This is a genomic window from Paenibacillus sp. 10L310 (genome assembly GCF_056395745.1).
In genome coordinates, this window is sequence record NZ_JBFTKC010000026.1 from 44,901 (window position 1) to 63,849 (window position 18,949).

Sequence of the window (18,949 nt, forward strand, 5' to 3'; positions counted from 1 at the left end):
TCACAAGATAGGAGGTGCAACATATGTCTCGTATTGGTCGCAAACCAATCACAGTACCAAGTGGTGTAGACATCACCCTGGACAACACCGTTATTACGGTAAAAGGACCTAAAGGAACTTTGACTCGTGAGCTTCATAAAGACATGAAGGTTACAGTTGAAAATAACGAAATCACAGTTGTGCGTCCTTCCGATAACAAAACTCACCGTTCTTTGCACGGCACAACGCGTAGCGTTGTAAACAATATGGTGAGCGGCGTTACTGAAGGATTCGCGAAATCTCTGGAATTGGTTGGGGTCGGATATCGTGCAAGCAAATCCGGAGATAAAATCGTTCTGAACGTTGGTTACTCTCACCCGGTTGAAATTACACCGGAAGCGGGAATCGAATTCGAAGTACCTTCGAATACAAAAATCATCGTTCGCGGAATTGACAAAGAGCGTGTAGGTGCTTACGCTGCTAAAATCCGTTCCGTACGTGAACCTGAGCCGTACAAAGGTAAAGGTATTAAATATGAAGGCGAGCGTATCATCCGTAAGGAAGGTAAAGCCGGTAAGAAGAAATAAGATTTCTCTTACCGCCTTTGCGCGGCTTTCGGCTTGCTTGCTTCGTGTGTTTCTAATATACCCCGTGGCTTCTGCTTTGAAGCCAGCGAGGTAACCTGAAAGGAGTGAATCTTTGAGATGATTACGAAACCAGATAAAAATAAGGCTCGTCTGAAAAGACACCTTCGTGTTCGTAAGAAAATCCAAGGAACGGCAGCACGTCCTCGTTTGAACGTATTCCGTTCTGGTAAACATATGTATGCTCAAATCATCGATGATGTTGCTGGTGTAACAATCGCTTCCGCGTCTACCGTAGACAAAGAATTGAGCACTGACATCAAAAATGGTGCATCTGTTGAATCAGCTCGTAAAGTTGGCGAACTCGTTGCTAAACGTGCGAAAGACAAAGGTGTTTCCAACATCGTATTTGACCGTAGCGGTTATCTGTACCATGGTCGTATCGCAGCATTGGCTGAAGCGGCTCGTGAAGCAGGACTTGAGTTTTAAGATATTTTTCAAAAGGAGGTTAACGACTTGCGTGTAGATCCGAATACTTTGGAACTGACTGAAAGAGTTGTAAATATTAATCGCGTAGCTAAAGTAGTAAAAGGCGGACGCCGTTTCAGCTTTAGCGCACTGGTTGTAGTCGGCGACGGCAACGGCTGGGTTGGAGCTGGTATCGGTAAAGCGGGCGAAGTACCTGATGCAATTCGCAAAGGTATTGAAGACGCTAAGAAAAACCTTGTACACGTTCCACTCGTAGGAACATCGATTCCTCACTTGGTAACAGGTAAGTTCGGCGCAGGACGCGTGCTGTTGAAACCAGCATCTGAAGGTACTGGTGTTATCGCTGGTGGTCCTGTACGTGCGGTTCTCGAACTTGCTGGTGTAGGTGACATTTTGACAAAATCTCTGGGTTCTTCGAATTCCATGAACATGGTCAATGCGACTTTGGAAGGTTTGTCCCGTTTGAAGCGTGCTGAAGACGTGGCTAAACTGCGCGGAAAATCCGTCGAAGAGCTTCTGGGTTAAGGAGGGAATTCTCATGGCTAAATTAGAAATTACCCTCGTCCGCAGTTTGATCGGACGTCCGGAGACGCAAAGAACAACTGTGAAAACATTGGGTTTGCGCAAAATCAATAGCAAAGTGGTACAAAACGATAATCCTGCCATCCGTGGTATGATTAACAAAGTAAGCCACTTGGTTGCTGTTAAAGAAGTAGAAGCTTAATATCGGGTTAATCCCACAAATCTTTAAGGAGGTGCAACGAACGATGAAGTTACATGAGCTTTCACCATCTCCTGGATCCCGCAAAGAACGTAAACGTGTTGGTCGCGGTCCAAGTAGTGGTACAGGTAAAACATCAGGTCGCGGTCACAAAGGACAAAATTCTCGTTCTGGCGGTGGAGTACGTCCAGGCTTCGAAGGTGGACAAAATCCATTGTATCGTCGCTTGCCAAAACGTGGTTTTGTAAACCCAACTCGCAAAGAATATGCAGTTGTGAATACTGAAGACCTGAACAGTTTTGCTGCGGGTACTGAAGTAACTCCAGAATTCTTGATGACGAACGGCGTAGTTAAAAACGCTAAATCCGGAATCAAAATCCTGGGTAACGGTGATGTCACTGTGAAGCTGACTGTTAAAGCTAACAAGTTTTCTCAATCTGCTATTGAGAAAATTGAAGCTGCCGGCGGTACAACCGAGGTGATTTAATGTTCAAGACCCTAAAGAATATCTGGCGGGTTGAAGATCTGCGCAAAAGGGTATTATTTACCCTTTTTGTACTGATCATTTACCGCATCGGCTCCTTTGTTCCCGTACCGGGAGTTAACAAAGACGTGTTCGAAGCGACAAATTCTGCGGGTAAAGAAGTTTTTGGACTTCTCAATACGTTCTCGGGTGGAGCGCTCTTCCAGTTCTCGATATTTGCGCTCGGGATCGTGCCTTACATCACTGCGTCTATCATAGTACAGTTGCTTTCCATGGACGTTATTCCTAAATTAGCGGAGTGGGCAAAGCAAGGTGAACAAGGTAAGAAGAAATCTGCACAATTGACCCGTTATTTAACGATTGGCCTGGCATTGATTCAAGCGTTTGGTACGTCGATCGGATTCAACCGCTTGTACAATACAGACATGATTCCTAACGCTACATTTGCAGATTATATCTTGATCGCGATTGTACTTACGGCCGGTACTTCATTCCTGATGTGGCTTGGTGAGCAGATCACCGAGAAGGGCATAGGAAACGGGATTTCGATCTTGATCTTTGCGGGTATCCTATCTACGGTGCCTAACATTATCAAACAAACGATCGAATCCGACTTCATTCAACCTGACCAACTGTTTATGAATATTCTTAAAGGTGTTATCATCGCAATTGTTATTGTGTTGATCATCATAGGGGTCATTTACATTCAGCAGGCGATTCGGAAAATTCCGGTACAGTACGCTAAACGTGTCGTAGGTAACAAAATGTACGGTGGACAGAATACACATATCCCGCTGAAAATTAATGCAGCAGGTGTTATCCCTGTCATCTTCGCATCATCGTTGTTGATGTTCCCGACGATCATCGCCAACTTCTGGGCAGATCGCCTTTGGGCACAGTGGATCGGACAGAACCTGACTACACACAAACCTCTGGGTATGTTGTTGTATGTCGTGATGATCTTCGGTTTCACATTCTTCTATACTTTCGTACAGATGAATCCACAGCAGATGGCTGATAATATGAAAAAGAACGGCGGTTACATCCCAGGCATTCGCCCGGGTAAAGCAACCGAGAAATATCTGACCCGTGTCATGACTCGTTTGACAATGGCCGGTGCCATGTTCTTGGCAGTCATTTCCGTTCTGCCTGTAATCTTGGGGGCACTGTCTGGTTTGCCTCAATCTGCGCAAATTGGAGGAACATCCCTCCTGATCGTTATCGGTGTTGCGCTGGATACGATGAAGCAAATCGAAAGCCAATTGATCAAACGCCACTACAAAGGTTTTATCAATAAATAGGCAATAGGTACCGGTCGAGTGAAGATTTACTTGCCGGCACCTATTGTGCTGTTTGTTGATGTAGGGTAGTCTTGGAGGGAGTGACATAACGTGAACATCCTATTCATGGGCCCTCCGGGGGCAGGAAAAGGAACGCAAGCAGACGTCATCGTGAAAGAGTTCGGTATTCCCCATATTTCAACAGGCGATGCATTTCGTCTCGCGATCAAACAGGGAACTCCCATTGGCATGAAAGCCAAGGAATATATGGATCAAGGATTGCTTGTACCAGATGATGTAACCATTGGCATCGTTGAAGAACGTTTGCAGCAGCCTGACTGCAGAGAAGGTTTCCTCTTGGACGGATTTCCAAGAACCCTTTCGCAAGCAGAAGCGCTCGATGGCATTCTGGATCGATTGAACTCAGGTCTCGATCATGTAATCAACCTGAAAGTGGATCGCAACAAATTGCTCGCTCGTTTGACGGGTCGTCGAATTTGTAAAAACTGTGGTTCCACTTATCATGTGGTATTCAATCCGCCTAAGCAGGAAGGTATTTGTGATAAATGCGCTGGTGAGTTGTATCAACGCTCTGATGATAATGAAGAGAGTGTAGGTACACGACTGGACGAGTATATCAACAAAACAGCACCACTCCTCACGTTCTATGAGACTAAAGGTCTTCTTCGTCAAATGAACGGAGAACAGGATATCGATCAAGTTTCTCAAGAAATCGTGTCCTTACTGAGAGGTTAATTGATGATCATTGGTAAGTCCGAAACGGAACTGGGCTTGATGAGGGAAGCAGGGAGAATTGTTGCGGAAACGCATCGTCTCTTGGCAGAGCATATCGCTCCCGGTATTACGACTGGAGAACTTGACCATATGGCTGATCAATATATCCGCAGTCAAGGAGCTGTGCCGTCTTTCAAAGGTTATAACGGTTTCCCTGCCAGTGTGTGCGCTTCAGTCAATGAAGAGTTGGTACATGGATTTCCCGGCAAACGCAAGTTGAACGAGGGCGATATCGTTACGTTTGACATTGGCGCGCAGTACCAGGGGTATCATGGAGATTCCGCCTGGACTTATCCGGTCGGCCGTATTTCCGAAGAAGCCCGTCGTCTTCTGGACGTTACCGAGGCTTCGTTATACGCAGGTCTGGCGCTGGTAAAACCGGACGCTCGCTTGTTTACAATATCTCATGCGATTCAGAAATATATTGAAGATGAAGGGTTCTCCGTAGTTCGTGAATATGTCGGTCACGGCATAGGCGCAGATCTGCACGAAGAACCACAGATTCCGAACTATGGTCTTCCCGATCGGGGACCACGGCTTAAAGCGGGCATGGTGCTGGCCATAGAGCCGATGGTTAACGTAGGTAGACGGTATGTGAAAACGTTGGAAGATAACTGGACTGTCGTCACGGTTGATGGTAAGTTATGTGCACACTTTGAACACACCGTAGCAGTTACACCAGATGGTATGGAAATTTTCACGAAACTGAATGCGTAGGTGATGAGGCATGAACAGTCAGTCTAATCCGCAGCTCGGTCAACTTGTGAAGATCCGTAAAGGCCGCAATGCGGACCAAGCCGCAGTAATTGTTGCTATAGCGGACGGTAAGTTCGTATATATTGCGGATGGAGACAAACGTAAGTTTGATCAACCAAAGAAGAAGAATCTTCTTCATCTTGAGCTCCAGCCCATGATTAGCAGCGAGGTTGTGAACAGTTTAAACGAGAGTGGTCGGGTGACAAATGGAAAGCTCCGTTACGCGGTTCATTCATTTCTGGAATCCACCAACATTCAAGCTGAAGAGAAAGGAGACTGACTAATGGCTAAGGAAGATGTCATTGAAGTGGAAGGTACGGTTCTCGAACCGCTACCGAATGCAACATTCAAGGTTGAGCTTGAGAACGGTCATCAAATTCTCGCTCACGTTTCCGGAAAACTGCGGATGCACTTTATCCGTATCCTGACTGGAGACAAAGTAGTTGTTCAGTTGTCGCCTTATGATTTAACAAAAGGTCGCATAACTTACCGTAAATAGTAGTAGACAGTTGCAATGAACTGTGAAGCTTATGTAGCGGGTTTTGCCCGGCAAAACTTGCGAAAGCTTCGAAGCCGGTTTTACAATAGTAGAACAAGGTCAATGCTTACGAAGAGGGTTTTGCTTAGCAAAACTTTGAGGAGGTAATTCACATGAAGGTAAGACCTTCGGTCAAGCCGATTTGCGAAAAGTGCAAAGTCATTCGCCGCAAAGGGAATGTTATGGTTATCTGTGAAAATCCGAAACACAAACAAAAACAAGGTTAAAGAAGGGGGTGTAGCGTAAAATGGCACGTATATCTGGTGTGGATTTGCCACGTGATAAGCGCGTTGAGATCGCCTTGACTTATATTTTCGGAATCGGTAAAACGACTTCCCAGAAAATTCTGAGCACAACAGGCATCAATCCGGACACTCGTGTTCGTGATTTGACGGAAGATGAAGTCAGCAAATTGCGTGAAAGTATCGATAAAGAGGTCAAAGTAGAAGGTGACCTGCGTCGAGAAATCTCTTTGAATATTAAACGTTTGACGGAGATCGGTTGTTACCGTGGAGTTCGTCATCGTCGTGGTCTGCCTGTTCGTGGACAACGTACGAAAACGAATGCTCGTACTCGTAAAGGTCCTCGTCGTACAGTAGCGAACAAGAAGAAATAATAAGGGGGGATAAGAGAAAATGGCTAAACCGAAAAAAGTCGTACGTACTAAACGTCGTGACCGTAAGAATATTGAATCTGGCGTGGCGCATATCCGTTCCACTTTCAATAACACTATCGTTACTATTACGGATCCTCACGGAAACGCAATTTCGTGGGCAAGCTCCGGCGGCCTCGGATTCAGAGGTTCCCGTAAATCGACTCCGTTTGCTGCACAAATGGCTGCTGAGACTGCTGCCAAAGCTGCAATGGAACATGGGATGAAAGCCGTTGAGGTTATGGTTAAAGGACCAGGCGCAGGCCGTGAAGCAGCGATCCGCTCTTTGCAAGCTGCTGGTCTTGAAGTTAACCTGATCAAAGACGTAACTCCAGTCCCGCATAACGGATGCCGTCCTCCAAAACGTCGTCGTGTCTAATGAGATTTGCCCCTGCGTGTGGTATATTTCCGGCACAATCTGCTAATAATGGTTGTTTAGGCATACTACTACATGTTTTCGCAAGAGAAGGTAAATGTTTCATAGAGGACCGACGTTTTGAAGGAGGGGTATTGCAGTGATTGAAATCGAAAAGCCGAAAATTGAGACGGTAGACGTCAACGATGATGGCACCTATGGGAAATTCGTAGTAGAACCGCTTGAGCGCGGATACGGTACGACGCTTGGAAACTCGCTTCGCCGAATCTTGCTCTCGTCACTGCCGGGTGCGGCAGTGTCTTCGGTTCAAATCGATGGCGTTCTGCATGAATTTGCTACAGTTCCTGGCGTAATGGAAGATGTAACGGAGGTTATTCTTAACCTGAAAGCTTTGTCGCTTAAGATTCATTCAGACGAGGAGAAAGTGCTCGAGATTGATGCTGAAGGCGAAGGAGCAATTACGGCTGGAGATATCCGTGCTGACTCCGATGTGGAAATCCTTAATCCGGATTTGCACATTGCTACGCTCGGACCAGGTTCGAGACTTCACATGCGTATTTTTGCCAATCGCGGTCGCGGCTACGTCCAGGCAGATCGGAATAAACGCGATGACCAGCCGATCGGCGTCATCCCAGTCGATTCCATCTTCACCCCGATCAGTCGCGTTAACTACGCTGTGGAAAATACGCGTGTCGGTCAAGTGACCAACTATGACAAACTCACGTTGGAAGTTTGGACTGATGGAAGTATTCGTCCTGAAGAGGCTGTAAGCCTCGGCGCTAAAATTTTGACTGAGCATTTGATGCTCTTCGTGGGTCTTACAGACGAAGCGAAAGATGCAGAAATCATGGTCGAAAAAGAAGAAGACAAAAAAGAAAAAGTACTCGAAATGACGATCGAAGAGCTGGATCTCTCTGTTCGTTCCTACAACTGCCTCAAACGTGCCGGTATTAATACCGTGCAAGAGCTGACTACGAAAACGGAAGAAGACATGATGAAAGTCCGTAACCTCGGACGCAAGTCTTTGGAAGAAGTTCAAGAGAAGCTTGAGGAACTTGGTTTGGGACTCCGTACAGAAGAATAGACAGCCGAGTGCTTGAAGTGAAGGAGGGAAAACAATGGCATACCAAAAGTTGGGCCGTAATTCCAGCGCACGTAAAGCTTTGTTCCGTGACCTGGTAACCGACCTGTTCTTATACGAACGCATTCAGACAACTGAAGCGAAAGCAAAAGAGGTTCGCTCTATTGCTGAAAAACTGATCACTAAAGCGAAAAAGGGAGATCTTCATGCCCGTCGCCAAGTGGCAGCTTATGTTCGCCGCGAAACTATCGATGGTGAGCAAGATGCAATCCAAAAACTGTTTAGCGAATTGTCCGGTCGTTACGCTGAGCGTCCAGGTGGATACACTCGTATCTTGAAACTGGGACCTCGTCGTGGTGACGCAGCGCCAATGGTTTACTTGGAACTGGTAGACCGCGCGTAAAACAGATGAGATGAGGAAAGGGGACAGAATCAACGATTCTGGATTAACCCTTTTTTTCTCTTCATTTCGGAATTCGTGCTGTAATAGAAGCTCCGTAAGGGGCTTCTTTTGCTGTTCGGGATAGGGATATGTATAGTATGGAACAAAGGTGTGGTATTAATGCGAAACTTATGTATGACGTTAACTTATGATGGCACTGCCTATTACGGCTTCCAAGTACAGCCGGGTGGGAATACCATTCAGGATCATCTTGAAGATGCGATTCGTGCTTTAACCGGTGAGAAGGTTAAAATTACAGGTTCAGGCCGAACAGATGCAGGTGTTCACGCCCGCAGACAAATCTTCAATTTTCCTACGGAGTCCCAGATCCCGATTGAACGTTGGTGTATTGCACTCAACTCCAGATTACCCTCCGATATTGTCGTTATTGATGCGATTGAAGTTTCGGCTGATTTTCATTCTCGCTATGCAGCGAAAAAGAAAACGTATCGTTATACAGTCAATGCGAATCAATTTCCGGATGTATTCAACAGAAGACTGCAATATCATCATCATGCGAAGCTTGATATTATGGCAATGCAGGAGGGCTTACGACATTTCATAGGGACGTATGATTTTACCTCTTTTGCTTCACGCAAGTCTCAGAAAGAGAATCATGTCCGTTCGGTGTACGAAGCATGGATGGAAGTGGACCGATCAATGTGCAGAGACCATCCGCGCGATCAGGGTGTCATTCACATTTATGTGAGTGGTAACGGCTTTTTGCAGCATATGGTTCGTATCATTGTAGGGACACTGCTGGAGATCGGAGAGGGCAAACGGAAAGCCTCTGATGTACCAAATATGATTGCTGCATGTAATCGATCTGCTGCAGGACCTACTGCAGTTAGCTGCGGTTTAATGCTCTGGGATCTTGAATACAAAAAAGATTGAATTTGGTGAGTGAAAAGCTTAATTAACACTTGCGATTTAATCGCCTATCATGTAATATAAAAGTTGTGTTTTCTTAATGGCTTTCCCACAGCCCCAATTAAGAGTTTCACATCAAATTTACAATCCATCAACACCTAAAGTTATAACTTAACGAACGAAGATAAATGAAAATGATGATTTTGAACATTTTAAGGAGGAACTTTTCATGCGTACTACGTACATGGCGAAGCCTAACGAAGTTGAGCGCCAATGGCACATCATTGATGCTGAAGGCAAAACCCTCGGACGTTTGGCGAGCGAAGCAGCAGCTTTGATTCGCGGCAAACACAAGCCACAATTCACTCCACATGTGGACACTGGCGATTTCGTTGTTATCATCAATGCTGAGAAAATCGTATTGACTGGTAAGAAAATGCAAGGTAAAAAATACTACCGTCACTCAATGCACCCAGGTGGTTTGAAAGTAACTACAGCTGAAGAGATGGTTAAAAACAAACCTGAGCGTATGTTGGAATTGGCTGTTCGCGGTATGCTTCCTAAAACTCGCATGGGCGAGAAAATGAAGTTGAGACTTAAAGCGTACAGAGGCACTGAGCATCCACATGCAGCACAAAAACCAGAAGTTTACGAACTTCGCGGTTAATTAAAAGGAGGACAGTTTCATGGCACAAGTACAATACTATGGGACAGGTCGTCGTAAACATTCGGTAGCACGTGTTCGCCTTGTACCGGGTGAAGGACGCATTGTCATCAATAAACGTGATATTAATGAATACTTCGGTTTGGAAACACTCAAACTGATCGTAAAACAACCACTGAACTTGACAGAAACGCTCAACAACTATGACGTTCTTGTTATTGCTCATGGTGGCGGAATCTCCGGTCAAGCCGGCGCAATCCGTCATGGTATCTCCCGCGCTCTGCTCAAAGCAGATCCGGAATACCGTGCATCCCTGAAAAAAGCAGGATTCCTGACTCGTGACCCACGTATGAAAGAGCGTAAAAAATACGGTCTTAAAGCGGCTCGTCGCGCACCTCAGTTCTCCAAACGTTAATATTAAAAGCCTTTGGCCTCGGTCAAAGGCTTTTTTATATATTCATGAATATTACGCCATATATTATATTAGTTTGTGCGATAGCTCTCATATCTCTGATGTCTCTCCCCGTGCTTGTGCATTTTTCCTTCATTGCCTTTTCATTGTGCTCTTAATGTCCCTCAATACAGTCCTATAATATGTACGTTGATACATCTACATATTACTGAACCTCTCTAATCGTTTAGATCATTGAATACTCTCATACCCATCGCTCACCACACATTTTATAACAGCTCCTATAAAATCATCGATTAGAACTCACGCCGGATTTTTTGAATGCACTAGGCTTAATGTTTTTGTACTTAATTCTTTATTGCAAACCTTATCAGTATTTCTTATGGAAACGATAAAAGTCCCTTACATATCAACAGCTAAAATCCGCAAAGCTGCTCCCCTTAAAACTTTAGCTTTTCTTCCTTCAACTTCAATCGCCCAGTGATTTTTTGATGCTGTTCTTGACGACAAGAACTGTCCAAACCCTGTAACAGCAAAGGTTTCCCAGACTAAGAGATGTATTTTTACCTGCCTAATGACTTGGGCCAACATCATTGTTTTTTTCTCATTAACAGAGAAATGGATAAATTGAACCAAAATATTGTGTGAGAGCGGCAATCAAAAAGGGTCAAAAACTGATTTATTTTACCATATGGTAGGCATTGACATCCCCAATGAAAGATTTATACTAAACATAATTCATATTAGATTAGTCGGCTTTAGGTGTATTGAATTGCAGAATGGGGGAAATTCACAGATGAACTTGTTGGAGAAAGAAGATTTGGCACGGACGAAGGCAGAGGAACTGGAACATGCCAGTCCAGAGGATATTATTCGGTATGCTATTGAAACATTCCCAAATATCACTTTTGCATGTAGTTTTGGTGCAGAAGATGTTGTACTTGTAGATATGGTGCAGAAAATCAGCCCATCCACAGATATTTTTTATTTGGATACAGATTTTCACTTTAAAGAAACATACGAAACACGTGATAAGATGCAGGAGAACTACAACCTTGAATTTGTACGTGTGTCACCTAAGATTACTCCCGAAGAGCAGGCGGCTGAGCACGGTGAAGAGTTGTGGAAGTCTGATCCCAATGGGTGCTGTAACATTCGCAAAGTCGAACCGTTAACACGTATTCTTTCTCAGTATGATGCATGGATTACAGGTATCCGCAGAGATCAAGCACCAACTCGTGCAAACTCAAAGAAGGTTGAGTATGATTCCAAATTTGGCCTGATGAAGTTTAATCCGATTGCTCACTGGACGACTGAGGATGTATGGCAATATATTCGTGACAATAACGTTGTATATAACCCTCTTCATGATCAGAACTACCCAAGTATTGGTTGTGAGCATTGCACACGTCAAGTTATGCCTGGAGAGGACCCACGTGCCGGACGCTGGTCTGGTAATGATAAAACGGAATGTGGCCTTCATAAATAATAGATATACAAGGAGCTGACAAGATGACATCGATTCTGCCTCATGGAGGTACGTTGGTTGAACGTATCGTACAAGGAGAAGAACGGGAGCAATTGTTACAAGACAGTAAAAACTTATCTTCTTTGCGTATTAATACTTGGACGATATCAGATTTGGATCTAATTGGTGTAGGTGCGTTCTCACCACTTCATGGTTTCTTGAATGAGGAAGATTACCTTTCGGTGGTGTCTCGCATGCGTCTCGCCGATGGAACAGTCTGGAGTATACCGATTACACTTGCTGTTGACGATAAACAAGCCGCATCCCTCCAGATTGGTGAACGTGTGAAACTTGTTGGTGACCAAGATGGAGTCACTTATGGATTGCTCGAAGTCCAAAGTATATACCAGGTGGATCAGGGTGAAGAAGCCCGGCGTGTATTCAAAACAGATGATCCCGAGCACCCGGGCGTTAAAAAACTGTTGGAGCGTCCTGCAACATACGTAGGAGGTCCAATCCTAGTGTTGAACCGTCCAAAACCTTCGAAATTTGAGGAATTCTATTATGATCCTGCAGATACCCGGAAGATTTTTCAGGAGAAGGGTTGGAAGACCGTAGTTGGTTTTCAGACACGTAATCCGGTCCATCGGGCTCATGAATACATTCAGAAGAGCGCTATGGAGATTGTAGATGCACTCTTCCTGAATCCGCTTGTTGGAGAGACGAAGTCGGACGATGTACCTGCAGATGTTCGGATGAAGAGTTATCTGGTATTACTGGAGAACTATTACCCGGCTGATCGTGCGTTTCTTGGTGTGTTCCCCGCAGCCATGCGGTATGCCGGTCCACGTGAAGCTATTTTCCATGCGATGGTTCGCAAAAATTACGGGTGTACCCACTTTATTGTTGGTCGTGACCATGCGGGTGTTGGTGATTATTATGGAACATATGAAGCACAGGAGATCTTTACTAACTTTACAGCAGAGGAACTGGGGATTACTCCGTTGTTCTTCGAACATAGTTTCTTCTGTACCAAATGTGGAAACATGGCATCCAGCAAAACTTGCCCACATGATAAAGAACATCATATGGCGCTTTCCGGCACCAAAGTACGCGGGTTGCTCCGTGACGGCCAGTGCCCTCCACCTGAATTTACACGTCCTGAGGTAGCTGAGGTGCTGATTGAAGGAATGGCGGAGCAAGTCCGCTCCTAGCGGTATAATTGTCCATCTTGTCCCATATAGATGATTAGAGTCATTTATAGGGACGAGGTGGTTTTTTTTTATGCGTAAAAATATGGGGAAACACTTTGTAGTCTGGATTAGGCTAAAAACAATCAAAAGGGTCATGCTGAGTCTCTGTCTACTGGCCATGTTAGTGGCGGTAATGTCCTATGAACTGCCTTCCGCTAAGACGTCAGGTTATTGGAGTTTGCCGATGGCGGGTAAAGTCATTGCAATTGATGCAGGACACGGAGGTCCAGATGGAGGAGCGGTAAGTAAACAGGGGGTTATTGAAAAAGATATCAACCTGTCTATCGCCCTGTATGTGAGAGATTATTTGCAACAGGCAGGGGCCTTAGTGGTTATGACACGAGAAATAGACACTGATTTGGCGGAATCAGACACCAAGGGGTACTCCAAACGCAAGACGGAAGATCTGAAACAAAGAGTACGACGGATAGAGGATAAGCAAGCAGATCTCTTTATCAGCATTCACATGAACAGTGTCCCATCCAACCGATGGAGTGGAGCGCAGGTTTTCTATACAACTAACCATCCGGATAACGAAGGTTTGGCTAATCTGCTTCAACAAGAGATGGTTCGTAATCTGGAGAATACAGATCGAATCGCTAAAACGGTGAATACGGTTTATCTGTTACAGGCTCTGAAGATCCCTTCAGCGCTGGTAGAAGTGGGTTTCCTTTCTCATCCGGAAGAGGCACGTATGCTTGCTGACGAAGCTTATCAACGCAAGGTAGCTGCATCGATCTATAATGGAATTCTCAGATATTCCTCAGGAGAACGGCCTAAAAGTTAGTCAGAACAAGAAAGGTAATGATATAATTGGATCAGCATACCTAATTACATGCCAATAGATAAAGCTGAGGTGCTGTCTGATGTTATCAAAAGAACAGATACTTGAACTATTACAGCCATTACAAGAACCACAATTGGGAGTAAGTCTGACCGAACTGGAATGGGTTCGAGATATTATGGTGAAAGAAAATCATGTGGCTCTGACCATAGTGACACTGGAAAATCGACCTGAGGATACAACAGCCTTGACTGATGCAACGCGTAATCTGTTGTCCCAGCACGGAATGAAGGATGCCCATATTCGTGTGCGTGCAGCTTCTGAGCATGATCGTGAGAGCCTGAATATGGGACAACCCGATAATGAGCCAGATCGGGACGAAGTGCTCGTAAAAGGTCACGCAGCGGGTCTAGATGGACATGAGCTGTTAAGTCCTGAATCAGGTGTTCGTTTTATTGCTGTGGCCAGTGGTAAAGGTGGCGTTGGTAAATCAACGGTAACCGTTAATCTGGCTGCAGCCTTGGCACGTCAAGGTAAGAAAGTGGGCTTAATTGATGCGGATATCTATGGCTTCAGTGTACCCGACATGATGGGGATTGAAGAATATCCGGTCGTTGAAGATGGCGTTATTCAACCGGTTGAACGTTTTGGCGTCAAAGTCATGTCGATGGGCTTCTTTATTCGGGAGAACAACCCGGTAATCTGGCGTGGACCCATGCTAGGTCGGATGCTGCGTCAATTCTTTACGGATGTCCAGTGGGGCAAATTGGATTATGTATTACTGGATTTGCCACCAGGTACGGGAGATGTTGCTTTGGATGTGCATCAGATGTTGCCACAGAGTAAGGAAATCATCGTTACCACGCCGCATGCAACGGCAGCTTTTGTCGCAGCACGTGCGGGTGCGATGGCCATTCAGACCGATCATGAGTTACTTGGTGTGGTTGAGAATATGGCGTATTATGAGTGTGGCAGTTGCGGAGAGAAGGATTATGTCTTTGGTCGTGGAGGCGGGGGAAGACTTGCGGAAAGTCTGCATACAAGCCTGCTTGCCCAGATTCCATTAGGCACGCCGGATAATCATCCTTCCGAGCCTGATTTCTCACCTTCGGTTTACAAAGCAGATTCCCGTATAGGGGCTATCTACGATGAAGTTGCCCGGTCCATTGAATCCAAATTCTAATGGTATGAGTGTTATAAATACAAATAAAGCCTGCGTCCATTTGGATGCAGGCTTTTCAGTATCTGTGGTGCGTATTAACACCTACTGTTTATGATCCGCCGCCCGAATCTCCACTGCTTCCACCATCTCCGCCATCACCACCACCTTCGCCCTGACCCTCTTGCTGTCCGCCTTGTTCTTCCCCCTGTTTTCCGCCACTTTCCACTTTGGGTTGCAATTCATCCTGTACTACCTTCTTGAGCAAAGTGAGTACTTCCATGCGGAACAACGGGTTTTGCATCACTTCCTGCATGACAGTCATCGTCTGTTTACGATAATCGGGAGTCTTCGTCATATCCATGAACATCTTGGATACCTCAGGTGACTTCATGATGTCTTCAACAGACTTTTGATATGTGGGATCTTTAATCAATTGCATATGAAGTTGTTTACTTTGTGCGTTGATCACTTTGGCAAATTCACCCGCAAACTGCGGATCGGTCATGATCTTTTCGAATTCCTTCTTATATTCGGGAGCTGTGATGGTATCTTTTACTGCAATACGTATTTGTTCCGAAGATTGCACAGGCATTAACATTTTCATACCAATGGATCCTGAAGCACCACCCGAACCGCCGCCTTCTTCAGAACCGCTGCTTCCGCTGGATGAGCTTTGACCTGTAAGAGCTTCCTCCACCGCTTTCTTGCCTTCATCACTTTTCAAAATATCTACAACCATTGTTTTCATCTCTTTATAACTGCCCTGAGGAGGCGAAGAACTCTGATCTGAACCGCAGCCGGCAAGCATGACGGATAGCCCCAGTACGACACAGCATAGCTGCCACAAAGGCCGTTTCATGTGTACAATCCCTCCTTGATTAGATACTGGATGTAGTATGTGATGGGAAAGGGGGAAATATGTTGAGCAATGATGGTTTTTTGCTGAGAAGGTTGGTAAAATAAACACTCGGGGGTGGAAAACTTTTGAATTTACGTAGATGGTTTTTCCTGTTTTGGACAGCCTTGCTTATTGGGGCAGCGGGAGCATTGGGTACAGGATTGATTATGATGCTGGTGAACGGGGAGAAAACAAATGGATTGAATGATTTTCTTCTGTATCTTTTGATCTTATTTGGATCAGGGGTTATGATCAGCGTGTATTCACAAATGGGTTTCTTTGCATATCTGATATTGAATTATATGGGTAAAGGTGTATTTCCAAAGCGCGGTTGGCAGATCGTGCAGATTGTACTAACGGTGTTAGCCCTGCTTGACGTGATGTTTTTACGCCTGTTTGTTGGGGGAGACCGGGAACGCATATCGGATATTGTGTTAGGTATCATTATTTTGGCAGCTGCAATTGTTACCGCTTACGTTAAAGTAAAGCTGACTCATATCTCCGCGCTTGTACCTACACTCTTTTTCATGATTGCCGTCACCATAGTGGAGACGATCGGCGTATTACGTATTGATGTGAATGCTGCAACCATATTTATTGTGGTTCCCTTGCTCCTATGTAATGCATACCAAATGCTGATATTGCACAGGCTGGTGGATGTATCGACGAACCGGAGTGTAAGTGGAAAGGCAGAACAGTTGAAAGAAAGCCGAGCATAGAATTCATTTTGCACAAAAAACATACCAAAAAGAGCTAACCTGGTTAGCTCTTTTCAACTTTTAAGCACCTATTTGAGCTATAGCTCATAATTGAGTAATCATTGACCGCTGGCTTGGTCACGAACTTCCTTACCTTCCACACTGGAATGGTTGAGCAACTCAGACACGGTAACAAATTCATAGCCCTGATTTTTCAACTTGTCGATAATTACAGGGAGTGCTTCATGCGTTTGTTTGGAGGAATCGCTTGCATGCAGCAGTACGATGTCCCCTGGATGTGCCTTGCTTACTACGCGATCAACAATGGTCTGTACACCAGGGTTTTTCCAATCCAAGGAGTCGGTATCCCACTGCACAACCTGATAATTCAGACTATTGGCTACCTGAAGCACTCGCTTGTCAAAGTCCCCGTTGGGCAGACGTAGTAATTTCGGTTCTTTTCCCGTTAAATCGGTTAAAATGCTATGAGCTGTCGAAATTTCTTTGCGAATTTCTTCTTCAGTCAGGCTGCTGTAGTTCTCATGTCTGTGACCATGGCTGCCAATTTCATATCCTGCCTCTTTGATGGCAGTAACAATTTCGGGGTGTGTCTTGCTCCAGGGGGAGGAAAGGAAAAAGGTTGCCTTCTGCACTTTATTCTCCTGAAGAACTTTCAGAATTGGCTCCGTCCGTTTATCCCCCCAGCTAATGTCAAAGGTGAGTGCGATTACCTTCTTCTCGGTTGGAACGCTGTAGACGGCTGATGGTGCTTCCTCCGAGAATACGGAGACATTGCCTCTCTCCAGATAGATAATACCGATCGCAAAGATGGCAGCAACGAGGACAATCAGGTACCGTTTAATCTTTTTGCCGCTAAATACATAGAACGAGTTCATTTCAATAAGCGCCCCTCTCCCATAAGAAATGCTTGTTTACTCTCCAATGTATGCTCGTACTGCCCAGTTATTCGTCACTGATCCTTGTTTGTCCATCATTTTAGATTCTACAGGAGGTTATTATGTTAAAATTCAGTACATTTCTTAAAGATCTTGGTTCCATCCGTAGTGCATTAATCTGGTCCGTAGTTTTGTTTGCTGTTGGTATAGGGGCAGGATGGGTGAGTACAGGGCCACTGGAAGAACTGTTGTTGAACCAAATCGGAGGATTACGTGAAGTCAGTGAACGGCTGGAGCAGGGGGGCAATGTGCAATGGAACTTCTTTCTGTTTATCTTTTTCAATAATGCCATCAAAAGTGTACTTGTCATCTATGCCGGTATATTCTTCGGAATTCTGCCTGTCATCTTCCTGCTGATCAATGGGATGGTCCTTGGATTTGTGGTGCACACCACGATGAATTATGGAGCAAGCTTCTATGACATTGTGGTTAAAGGTTTACTTCCGCATGGCATTATTGAGATTCCGGTCATTATCATTGCTTGCGCCTTCGGACTGAAGTTTGGTGGTCTGGTTATCAAAAGCCTTGCACAACTTGGAAGTGACAAGCGAAATACGATGGGTACCCGGTGGAGAGCATTCATGAATAGGACGCTAACGGCATCCTTTTGGGTTGTCATCTTGCTTCTTGTTGCAGCAATCATCGAAAGCACACTTACGTATACTCTGGTGAGAGGATAAAATTTTGTGATGGTTGGCATTCATAAATTTTCAGAAAGTTGACCATAACAATAAAACGGGTTTCAGCAGCACCCACAAAAGCGAGAATGCACGGGGTGTTGCATGAAACTTGTGTAAGTGTGATAAAGAGGCTATGCACAAAAAGGAGAACTCTAATGCTGGGTATGTTGTTTAACGAGAAGGAATGCAAGGAACTAGACTATGTGCTGCGTAAAGAATTAGATGAGATGCTTTTCGATCTAAGTGATAATCGTCTTGACCAAGAGATCAAATATGCTATCGCGAGCCGATATAAGACTGTGTTCCGCATGTATGCACGCTTTGCCCCGCCAAAAGAGTTGTCCAAGTACGCCAGAGGTGGGAAGCTGAAAAAGTCGAAGCCATAATGCTGAAGCTGGTCATATATTCGATTTACAGTAGTGGAAGGGAGGTGCGGCTCTTCATAGCGGGTGCTGTACCTCTGAACTATGAGAATGTGAAATTGCTGAGGGGTTCATACTTTTTGTCGAAAAAGGGTTGACCTTTCTAATTTCATATGGTAAATTAATTTTCGTTCCTTTTTTAGGAGCGGTTCACGGAAACAAGCATGAAAATAAAGCGATTGAAAATAATCGAAAAAATAATGCTTGCAAAGAGAACTTCAACATGATATATTATAAAAGTCGCCGCTGAAACGACGACAACATGAAAAACAGCAATAAATTGAATGTTTGATCTTTGAAAACTGAACAACGAGTGAGTAAACATTCTGCTTGCAGAATGAATGCGAAAGTTTGAAACAAGCCTTGGCTTGAATCGACTGGAGCACAAATGAGATTTTTAATCTCGTCAGATTCAAAATGAGCTTATCGCTCTTTTCAATACTTTATTGGAGAGTTTGATCCTGGCTCAGGACGAACGCTGGCGGCATGCCTAATACATGCAAGT

The 18,949-nt window shown here is 44.9% G+C and carries 28 protein-coding genes and 1 rRNA gene; 26 read left to right on the plus strand and 3 right to left on the minus strand.

Going from position 1 to position 18,949, the window contains the following annotated elements; genetic code table 11:
* Nucleotides 1-23: 23 nt before the first annotated feature.
* The 18 genes from rplF to rpsI all read left to right on the plus strand — a co-directional run bounded on the left by rplF (nucleotide 24) and on the right by rpsI (nucleotide 10,126).
* On the plus strand, nucleotides 24-566 hold the full coding sequence (gene rplF / locus AC1DE7_RS29215) for a 50S ribosomal protein L6 (RefSeq protein ID WP_017692089.1): 543 nt from the start codon (nucleotides 24-26) through the stop codon (nucleotides 564-566).
* Nucleotides 567-683: 117 nt separating this feature from the next.
* Complete coding sequence (gene rplR / locus AC1DE7_RS29220) at nucleotides 684-1,052, plus strand: 50S ribosomal protein L18 (RefSeq protein WP_017692090.1); 369 nt, start codon at nucleotides 684-686, stop codon at nucleotides 1,050-1,052.
* 27 nt (nucleotides 1,053-1,079) lie between these two features.
* Nucleotides 1,080-1,577 (plus strand): 30S ribosomal protein S5, encoded by a 498-nt coding sequence (gene rpsE / locus AC1DE7_RS29225; protein ID WP_017692091.1) that lies wholly within the window; start codon nucleotides 1,080-1,082, stop codon nucleotides 1,575-1,577.
* A 13-nt stretch (nucleotides 1,578-1,590) separates the two neighbouring features.
* Nucleotides 1,591-1,776, plus strand: a complete 186-nt coding sequence (gene rpmD, locus AC1DE7_RS29230; protein ID WP_017692092.1) for a 50S ribosomal protein L30 — start codon at nucleotides 1,591-1,593, stop codon at nucleotides 1,774-1,776.
* A gap of 43 nt (nucleotides 1,777-1,819) precedes the next feature.
* Complete coding sequence (gene rplO, locus AC1DE7_RS29235; protein ID WP_091020538.1) at nucleotides 1,820-2,260, plus strand: 50S ribosomal protein L15; 441 nt, start codon at nucleotides 1,820-1,822, stop codon at nucleotides 2,258-2,260.
* Nucleotides 2,260-3,558: a preprotein translocase subunit SecY gene (gene secY, locus AC1DE7_RS29240; RefSeq protein WP_017692094.1), complete on the plus strand. Its 1,299-nt coding sequence runs from the start codon at nucleotides 2,260-2,262 to the stop codon at nucleotides 3,556-3,558. The genes rplO and secY overlap by 1 nt, the downstream gene beginning before the upstream one ends.
* A 90-nt stretch (nucleotides 3,559-3,648) precedes the next feature.
* Nucleotides 3,649-4,293 carry an adenylate kinase gene (locus AC1DE7_RS29245; protein ID WP_036607188.1) on the plus strand — a complete coding sequence of 215 codons (645 nt, stop codon included), beginning with the start codon at nucleotides 3,649-3,651 and terminating at the stop codon, nucleotides 4,291-4,293.
* Nucleotides 4,294-4,296: 3 nt separating this feature from the next.
* Nucleotides 4,297-5,049, plus strand: a complete 753-nt coding sequence (map, locus tag AC1DE7_RS29250; RefSeq protein WP_477535707.1) for a type I methionyl aminopeptidase — start codon at nucleotides 4,297-4,299, stop codon at nucleotides 5,047-5,049.
* A gap of 10 nt (nucleotides 5,050-5,059) precedes the next feature.
* Complete coding sequence (locus AC1DE7_RS29255; protein WP_036607194.1) at nucleotides 5,060-5,368, plus strand: KOW domain-containing RNA-binding protein; 309 nt, start codon at nucleotides 5,060-5,062, stop codon at nucleotides 5,366-5,368.
* A 3-nt stretch (nucleotides 5,369-5,371) separates the two neighbouring features.
* A complete protein-coding gene (infA, locus tag AC1DE7_RS29260) occupies nucleotides 5,372-5,587 on the plus strand; it encodes a translation initiation factor IF-1 (protein WP_017692098.1) in 216 nt (71 codons plus the stop codon).
* 152 nt (nucleotides 5,588-5,739) lie between these two features.
* The gene (gene rpmJ / locus AC1DE7_RS29265) at nucleotides 5,740-5,853 is read left to right on the plus strand and encodes a 50S ribosomal protein L36 (RefSeq protein WP_003333770.1); all 114 of its coding nucleotides are present in this window, start codon (nucleotides 5,740-5,742) and stop codon (nucleotides 5,851-5,853) included.
* Nucleotides 5,854-5,873: 20 nt separating this feature from the next.
* Nucleotides 5,874-6,242 (plus strand): 30S ribosomal protein S13, encoded by a 369-nt coding sequence (gene rpsM, locus AC1DE7_RS29270; protein WP_036607200.1) that lies wholly within the window; start codon nucleotides 5,874-5,876, stop codon nucleotides 6,240-6,242.
* 19 nt (nucleotides 6,243-6,261) lie between these two features.
* Nucleotides 6,262-6,657, plus strand: coding sequence for a 30S ribosomal protein S11 (rpsK, locus tag AC1DE7_RS29275; RefSeq protein WP_017692100.1), 396 nt, complete (start codon nucleotides 6,262-6,264; stop codon nucleotides 6,655-6,657).
* 136 nt (nucleotides 6,658-6,793) lie between these two features.
* Entirely contained in the window at nucleotides 6,794-7,738 is a 945-nt protein-coding gene (locus tag AC1DE7_RS29280; RefSeq protein ID WP_017692101.1) for a DNA-directed RNA polymerase subunit alpha, read from the plus strand.
* 34 nt (nucleotides 7,739-7,772) lie between these two features.
* Entirely contained in the window at nucleotides 7,773-8,138 is a 366-nt protein-coding gene (gene rplQ, locus AC1DE7_RS29285) for a 50S ribosomal protein L17 (RefSeq protein WP_017692102.1), read from the plus strand.
* Between the two features lie 159 nt (nucleotides 8,139-8,297).
* Nucleotides 8,298-9,071: a tRNA pseudouridine(38-40) synthase TruA gene (gene truA, locus AC1DE7_RS29290; RefSeq protein ID WP_076216861.1), complete on the plus strand. Its 774-nt coding sequence runs from the start codon at nucleotides 8,298-8,300 to the stop codon at nucleotides 9,069-9,071.
* 205 nt (nucleotides 9,072-9,276) lie between these two features.
* A complete protein-coding gene (gene rplM / locus AC1DE7_RS29295) occupies nucleotides 9,277-9,714 on the plus strand; it encodes a 50S ribosomal protein L13 (protein ID WP_024633564.1) in 438 nt (145 codons plus the stop codon).
* A gap of 19 nt (nucleotides 9,715-9,733) precedes the next feature.
* Nucleotides 9,734-10,126 carry a 30S ribosomal protein S9 gene (gene rpsI, locus AC1DE7_RS29300; RefSeq protein WP_017692105.1) on the plus strand — a complete coding sequence of 131 codons (393 nt, stop codon included), beginning with the start codon at nucleotides 9,734-9,736 and terminating at the stop codon, nucleotides 10,124-10,126.
* A gap of 399 nt (nucleotides 10,127-10,525) precedes the next feature.
* Here the strand turns inward: rpsI and AC1DE7_RS29305 are convergent, their stop codons facing one another.
* Nucleotides 10,526-10,717 carry a hypothetical protein gene (locus AC1DE7_RS29305; RefSeq protein ID WP_477535708.1) on the minus strand — a complete coding sequence of 64 codons (192 nt, stop codon included), beginning with the start codon at nucleotides 10,715-10,717 and terminating at the stop codon, nucleotides 10,526-10,528.
* A 202-nt stretch (nucleotides 10,718-10,919) separates the two neighbouring features.
* On the opposite strand from AC1DE7_RS29305, the gene AC1DE7_RS29310 reads away from it, so the two are divergent.
* From AC1DE7_RS29310 to AC1DE7_RS29325, 4 genes are all read left to right on the plus strand, one after another.
* Entirely contained in the window at nucleotides 10,920-11,612 is a 693-nt protein-coding gene (locus tag AC1DE7_RS29310) for a phosphoadenylyl-sulfate reductase (protein WP_076320297.1), read from the plus strand.
* Between the two features lie 23 nt (nucleotides 11,613-11,635).
* The gene (sat, locus tag AC1DE7_RS29315) at nucleotides 11,636-12,805 is read left to right on the plus strand and encodes a sulfate adenylyltransferase (protein ID WP_477535709.1); all 1,170 of its coding nucleotides are present in this window, start codon (nucleotides 11,636-11,638) and stop codon (nucleotides 12,803-12,805) included.
* 70 nt (nucleotides 12,806-12,875) lie between these two features.
* On the plus strand, nucleotides 12,876-13,631 hold the full coding sequence (cwlD, locus tag AC1DE7_RS29320) for an N-acetylmuramoyl-L-alanine amidase CwlD (RefSeq protein WP_036607212.1): 756 nt from the start codon (nucleotides 12,876-12,878) through the stop codon (nucleotides 13,629-13,631).
* A gap of 79 nt (nucleotides 13,632-13,710) precedes the next feature.
* Nucleotides 13,711-14,811, plus strand: coding sequence for an Mrp/NBP35 family ATP-binding protein (locus AC1DE7_RS29325; RefSeq protein WP_477535710.1), 1,101 nt, complete (start codon nucleotides 13,711-13,713; stop codon nucleotides 14,809-14,811).
* Nucleotides 14,812-14,899: 88 nt separating this feature from the next.
* Here AC1DE7_RS29325 and gerD read toward each other — a convergent pair whose 3' ends face one another.
* Entirely contained in the window at nucleotides 14,900-15,649 is a 750-nt protein-coding gene (gerD, locus tag AC1DE7_RS29330; RefSeq protein WP_477535711.1) for a spore germination lipoprotein GerD, read from the minus strand.
* Between the two features lie 125 nt (nucleotides 15,650-15,774).
* On the opposite strand from gerD, the gene AC1DE7_RS29335 reads away from it, so the two are divergent.
* Nucleotides 15,775-16,407, plus strand: coding sequence for a KinB-signaling pathway activation protein (locus AC1DE7_RS29335; RefSeq protein ID WP_047841115.1), 633 nt, complete (start codon nucleotides 15,775-15,777; stop codon nucleotides 16,405-16,407).
* A gap of 98 nt (nucleotides 16,408-16,505) precedes the next feature.
* Here AC1DE7_RS29335 and pdaB read toward each other — a convergent pair whose 3' ends face one another.
* Entirely contained in the window at nucleotides 16,506-17,282 is a 777-nt protein-coding gene (pdaB, locus tag AC1DE7_RS29340) for a polysaccharide deacetylase family sporulation protein PdaB (RefSeq protein ID WP_036607219.1), read from the minus strand.
* A 122-nt stretch (nucleotides 17,283-17,404) separates the two neighbouring features.
* Between pdaB and AC1DE7_RS29345 the strand changes: the two genes are divergently transcribed.
* The 3 genes from AC1DE7_RS29345 to AC1DE7_RS29355 form a co-directional block, all read left to right on the plus strand.
* On the plus strand, nucleotides 17,405-18,022 hold the full coding sequence (locus tag AC1DE7_RS29345) for a stage II sporulation protein M (protein ID WP_036607221.1): 618 nt from the start codon (nucleotides 17,405-17,407) through the stop codon (nucleotides 18,020-18,022).
* Nucleotides 18,023-18,177: 155 nt separating this feature from the next.
* Entirely contained in the window at nucleotides 18,178-18,408 is a 231-nt protein-coding gene (locus AC1DE7_RS29350; RefSeq protein ID WP_017692114.1) for a hypothetical protein, read from the plus strand.
* A 479-nt stretch (nucleotides 18,409-18,887) separates the two neighbouring features.
* Nucleotides 18,888-18,949: ribosomal RNA gene (locus tag AC1DE7_RS29355) — 16S ribosomal RNA — on the plus strand; the annotation flags it as partial.

Bases quoted from the DNA above. Each gene is read 5' to 3' on its own strand.
- AC1DE7_RS29310 (WP_076320297.1), top strand. From the start codon at position 10,920: ATGAACTTGTTGGAGAAAGAAGATTTGGCACGGACGAAGGCAGAGGAA.
- rpmD (WP_017692092.1), top strand. From the start codon at position 1,591: ATGGCTAAATTAGAAATTACCCTCGTCCGCAGTTTGATCGGACGTCCG.
- rplR (WP_017692090.1), top strand. From the start codon at position 684: ATGATTACGAAACCAGATAAAAATAAGGCTCGTCTGAAAAGACACCTT.
- truA (WP_076216861.1), top strand. From the start codon at position 8,298: ATGCGAAACTTATGTATGACGTTAACTTATGATGGCACTGCCTATTAC.
- secY (WP_017692094.1), top strand. From the start codon at position 2,260: ATGTTCAAGACCCTAAAGAATATCTGGCGGGTTGAAGATCTGCGCAAA.
- AC1DE7_RS29345 (WP_036607221.1), top strand. From the start codon at position 17,405: ATGTTAAAATTCAGTACATTTCTTAAAGATCTTGGTTCCATCCGTAGT.
- pdaB (WP_036607219.1), bottom strand. From the start codon at position 17,282: ATGAACTCGTTCTATGTATTTAGCGGCAAAAAGATTAAACGGTACCTG.
- rplF (WP_017692089.1), top strand. From the start codon at position 24: ATGTCTCGTATTGGTCGCAAACCAATCACAGTACCAAGTGGTGTAGAC.
- AC1DE7_RS29350 (WP_017692114.1), top strand. From the start codon at position 18,178: ATGCTGGGTATGTTGTTTAACGAGAAGGAATGCAAGGAACTAGACTAT.
- sat (WP_477535709.1), top strand. From the start codon at position 11,636: ATGACATCGATTCTGCCTCATGGAGGTACGTTGGTTGAACGTATCGTA.
- rplQ (WP_017692102.1), top strand. From the start codon at position 7,773: ATGGCATACCAAAAGTTGGGCCGTAATTCCAGCGCACGTAAAGCTTTG.
- AC1DE7_RS29255 (WP_036607194.1), top strand. From the start codon at position 5,060: ATGAACAGTCAGTCTAATCCGCAGCTCGGTCAACTTGTGAAGATCCGT.
- rpsK (WP_017692100.1), top strand. From the start codon at position 6,262: ATGGCTAAACCGAAAAAAGTCGTACGTACTAAACGTCGTGACCGTAAG.
- rpsM (WP_036607200.1), top strand. From the start codon at position 5,874: ATGGCACGTATATCTGGTGTGGATTTGCCACGTGATAAGCGCGTTGAG.
- gerD (WP_477535711.1), bottom strand. From the start codon at position 15,649: ATGAAACGGCCTTTGTGGCAGCTATGCTGTGTCGTACTGGGGCTATCC.
- rpmJ (WP_003333770.1), top strand. From the start codon at position 5,740: ATGAAGGTAAGACCTTCGGTCAAGCCGATTTGCGAAAAGTGCAAAGTC.
- rplO (WP_091020538.1), top strand. From the start codon at position 1,820: ATGAAGTTACATGAGCTTTCACCATCTCCTGGATCCCGCAAAGAACGT.
- rplM (WP_024633564.1), top strand. From the start codon at position 9,277: ATGCGTACTACGTACATGGCGAAGCCTAACGAAGTTGAGCGCCAATGG.
- AC1DE7_RS29305 (WP_477535708.1), bottom strand. From the start codon at position 10,717: ATGATGTTGGCCCAAGTCATTAGGCAGGTAAAAATACATCTCTTAGTC.
- AC1DE7_RS29325 (WP_477535710.1), top strand. From the start codon at position 13,711: ATGTTATCAAAAGAACAGATACTTGAACTATTACAGCCATTACAAGAA.
- rpsI (WP_017692105.1), top strand. From the start codon at position 9,734: ATGGCACAAGTACAATACTATGGGACAGGTCGTCGTAAACATTCGGTA.
- infA (WP_017692098.1), top strand. From the start codon at position 5,372: ATGGCTAAGGAAGATGTCATTGAAGTGGAAGGTACGGTTCTCGAACCG.
- map (WP_477535707.1), top strand. From the start codon at position 4,297: ATGATCATTGGTAAGTCCGAAACGGAACTGGGCTTGATGAGGGAAGCA.
- cwlD (WP_036607212.1), top strand. From the start codon at position 12,876: ATGCGTAAAAATATGGGGAAACACTTTGTAGTCTGGATTAGGCTAAAA.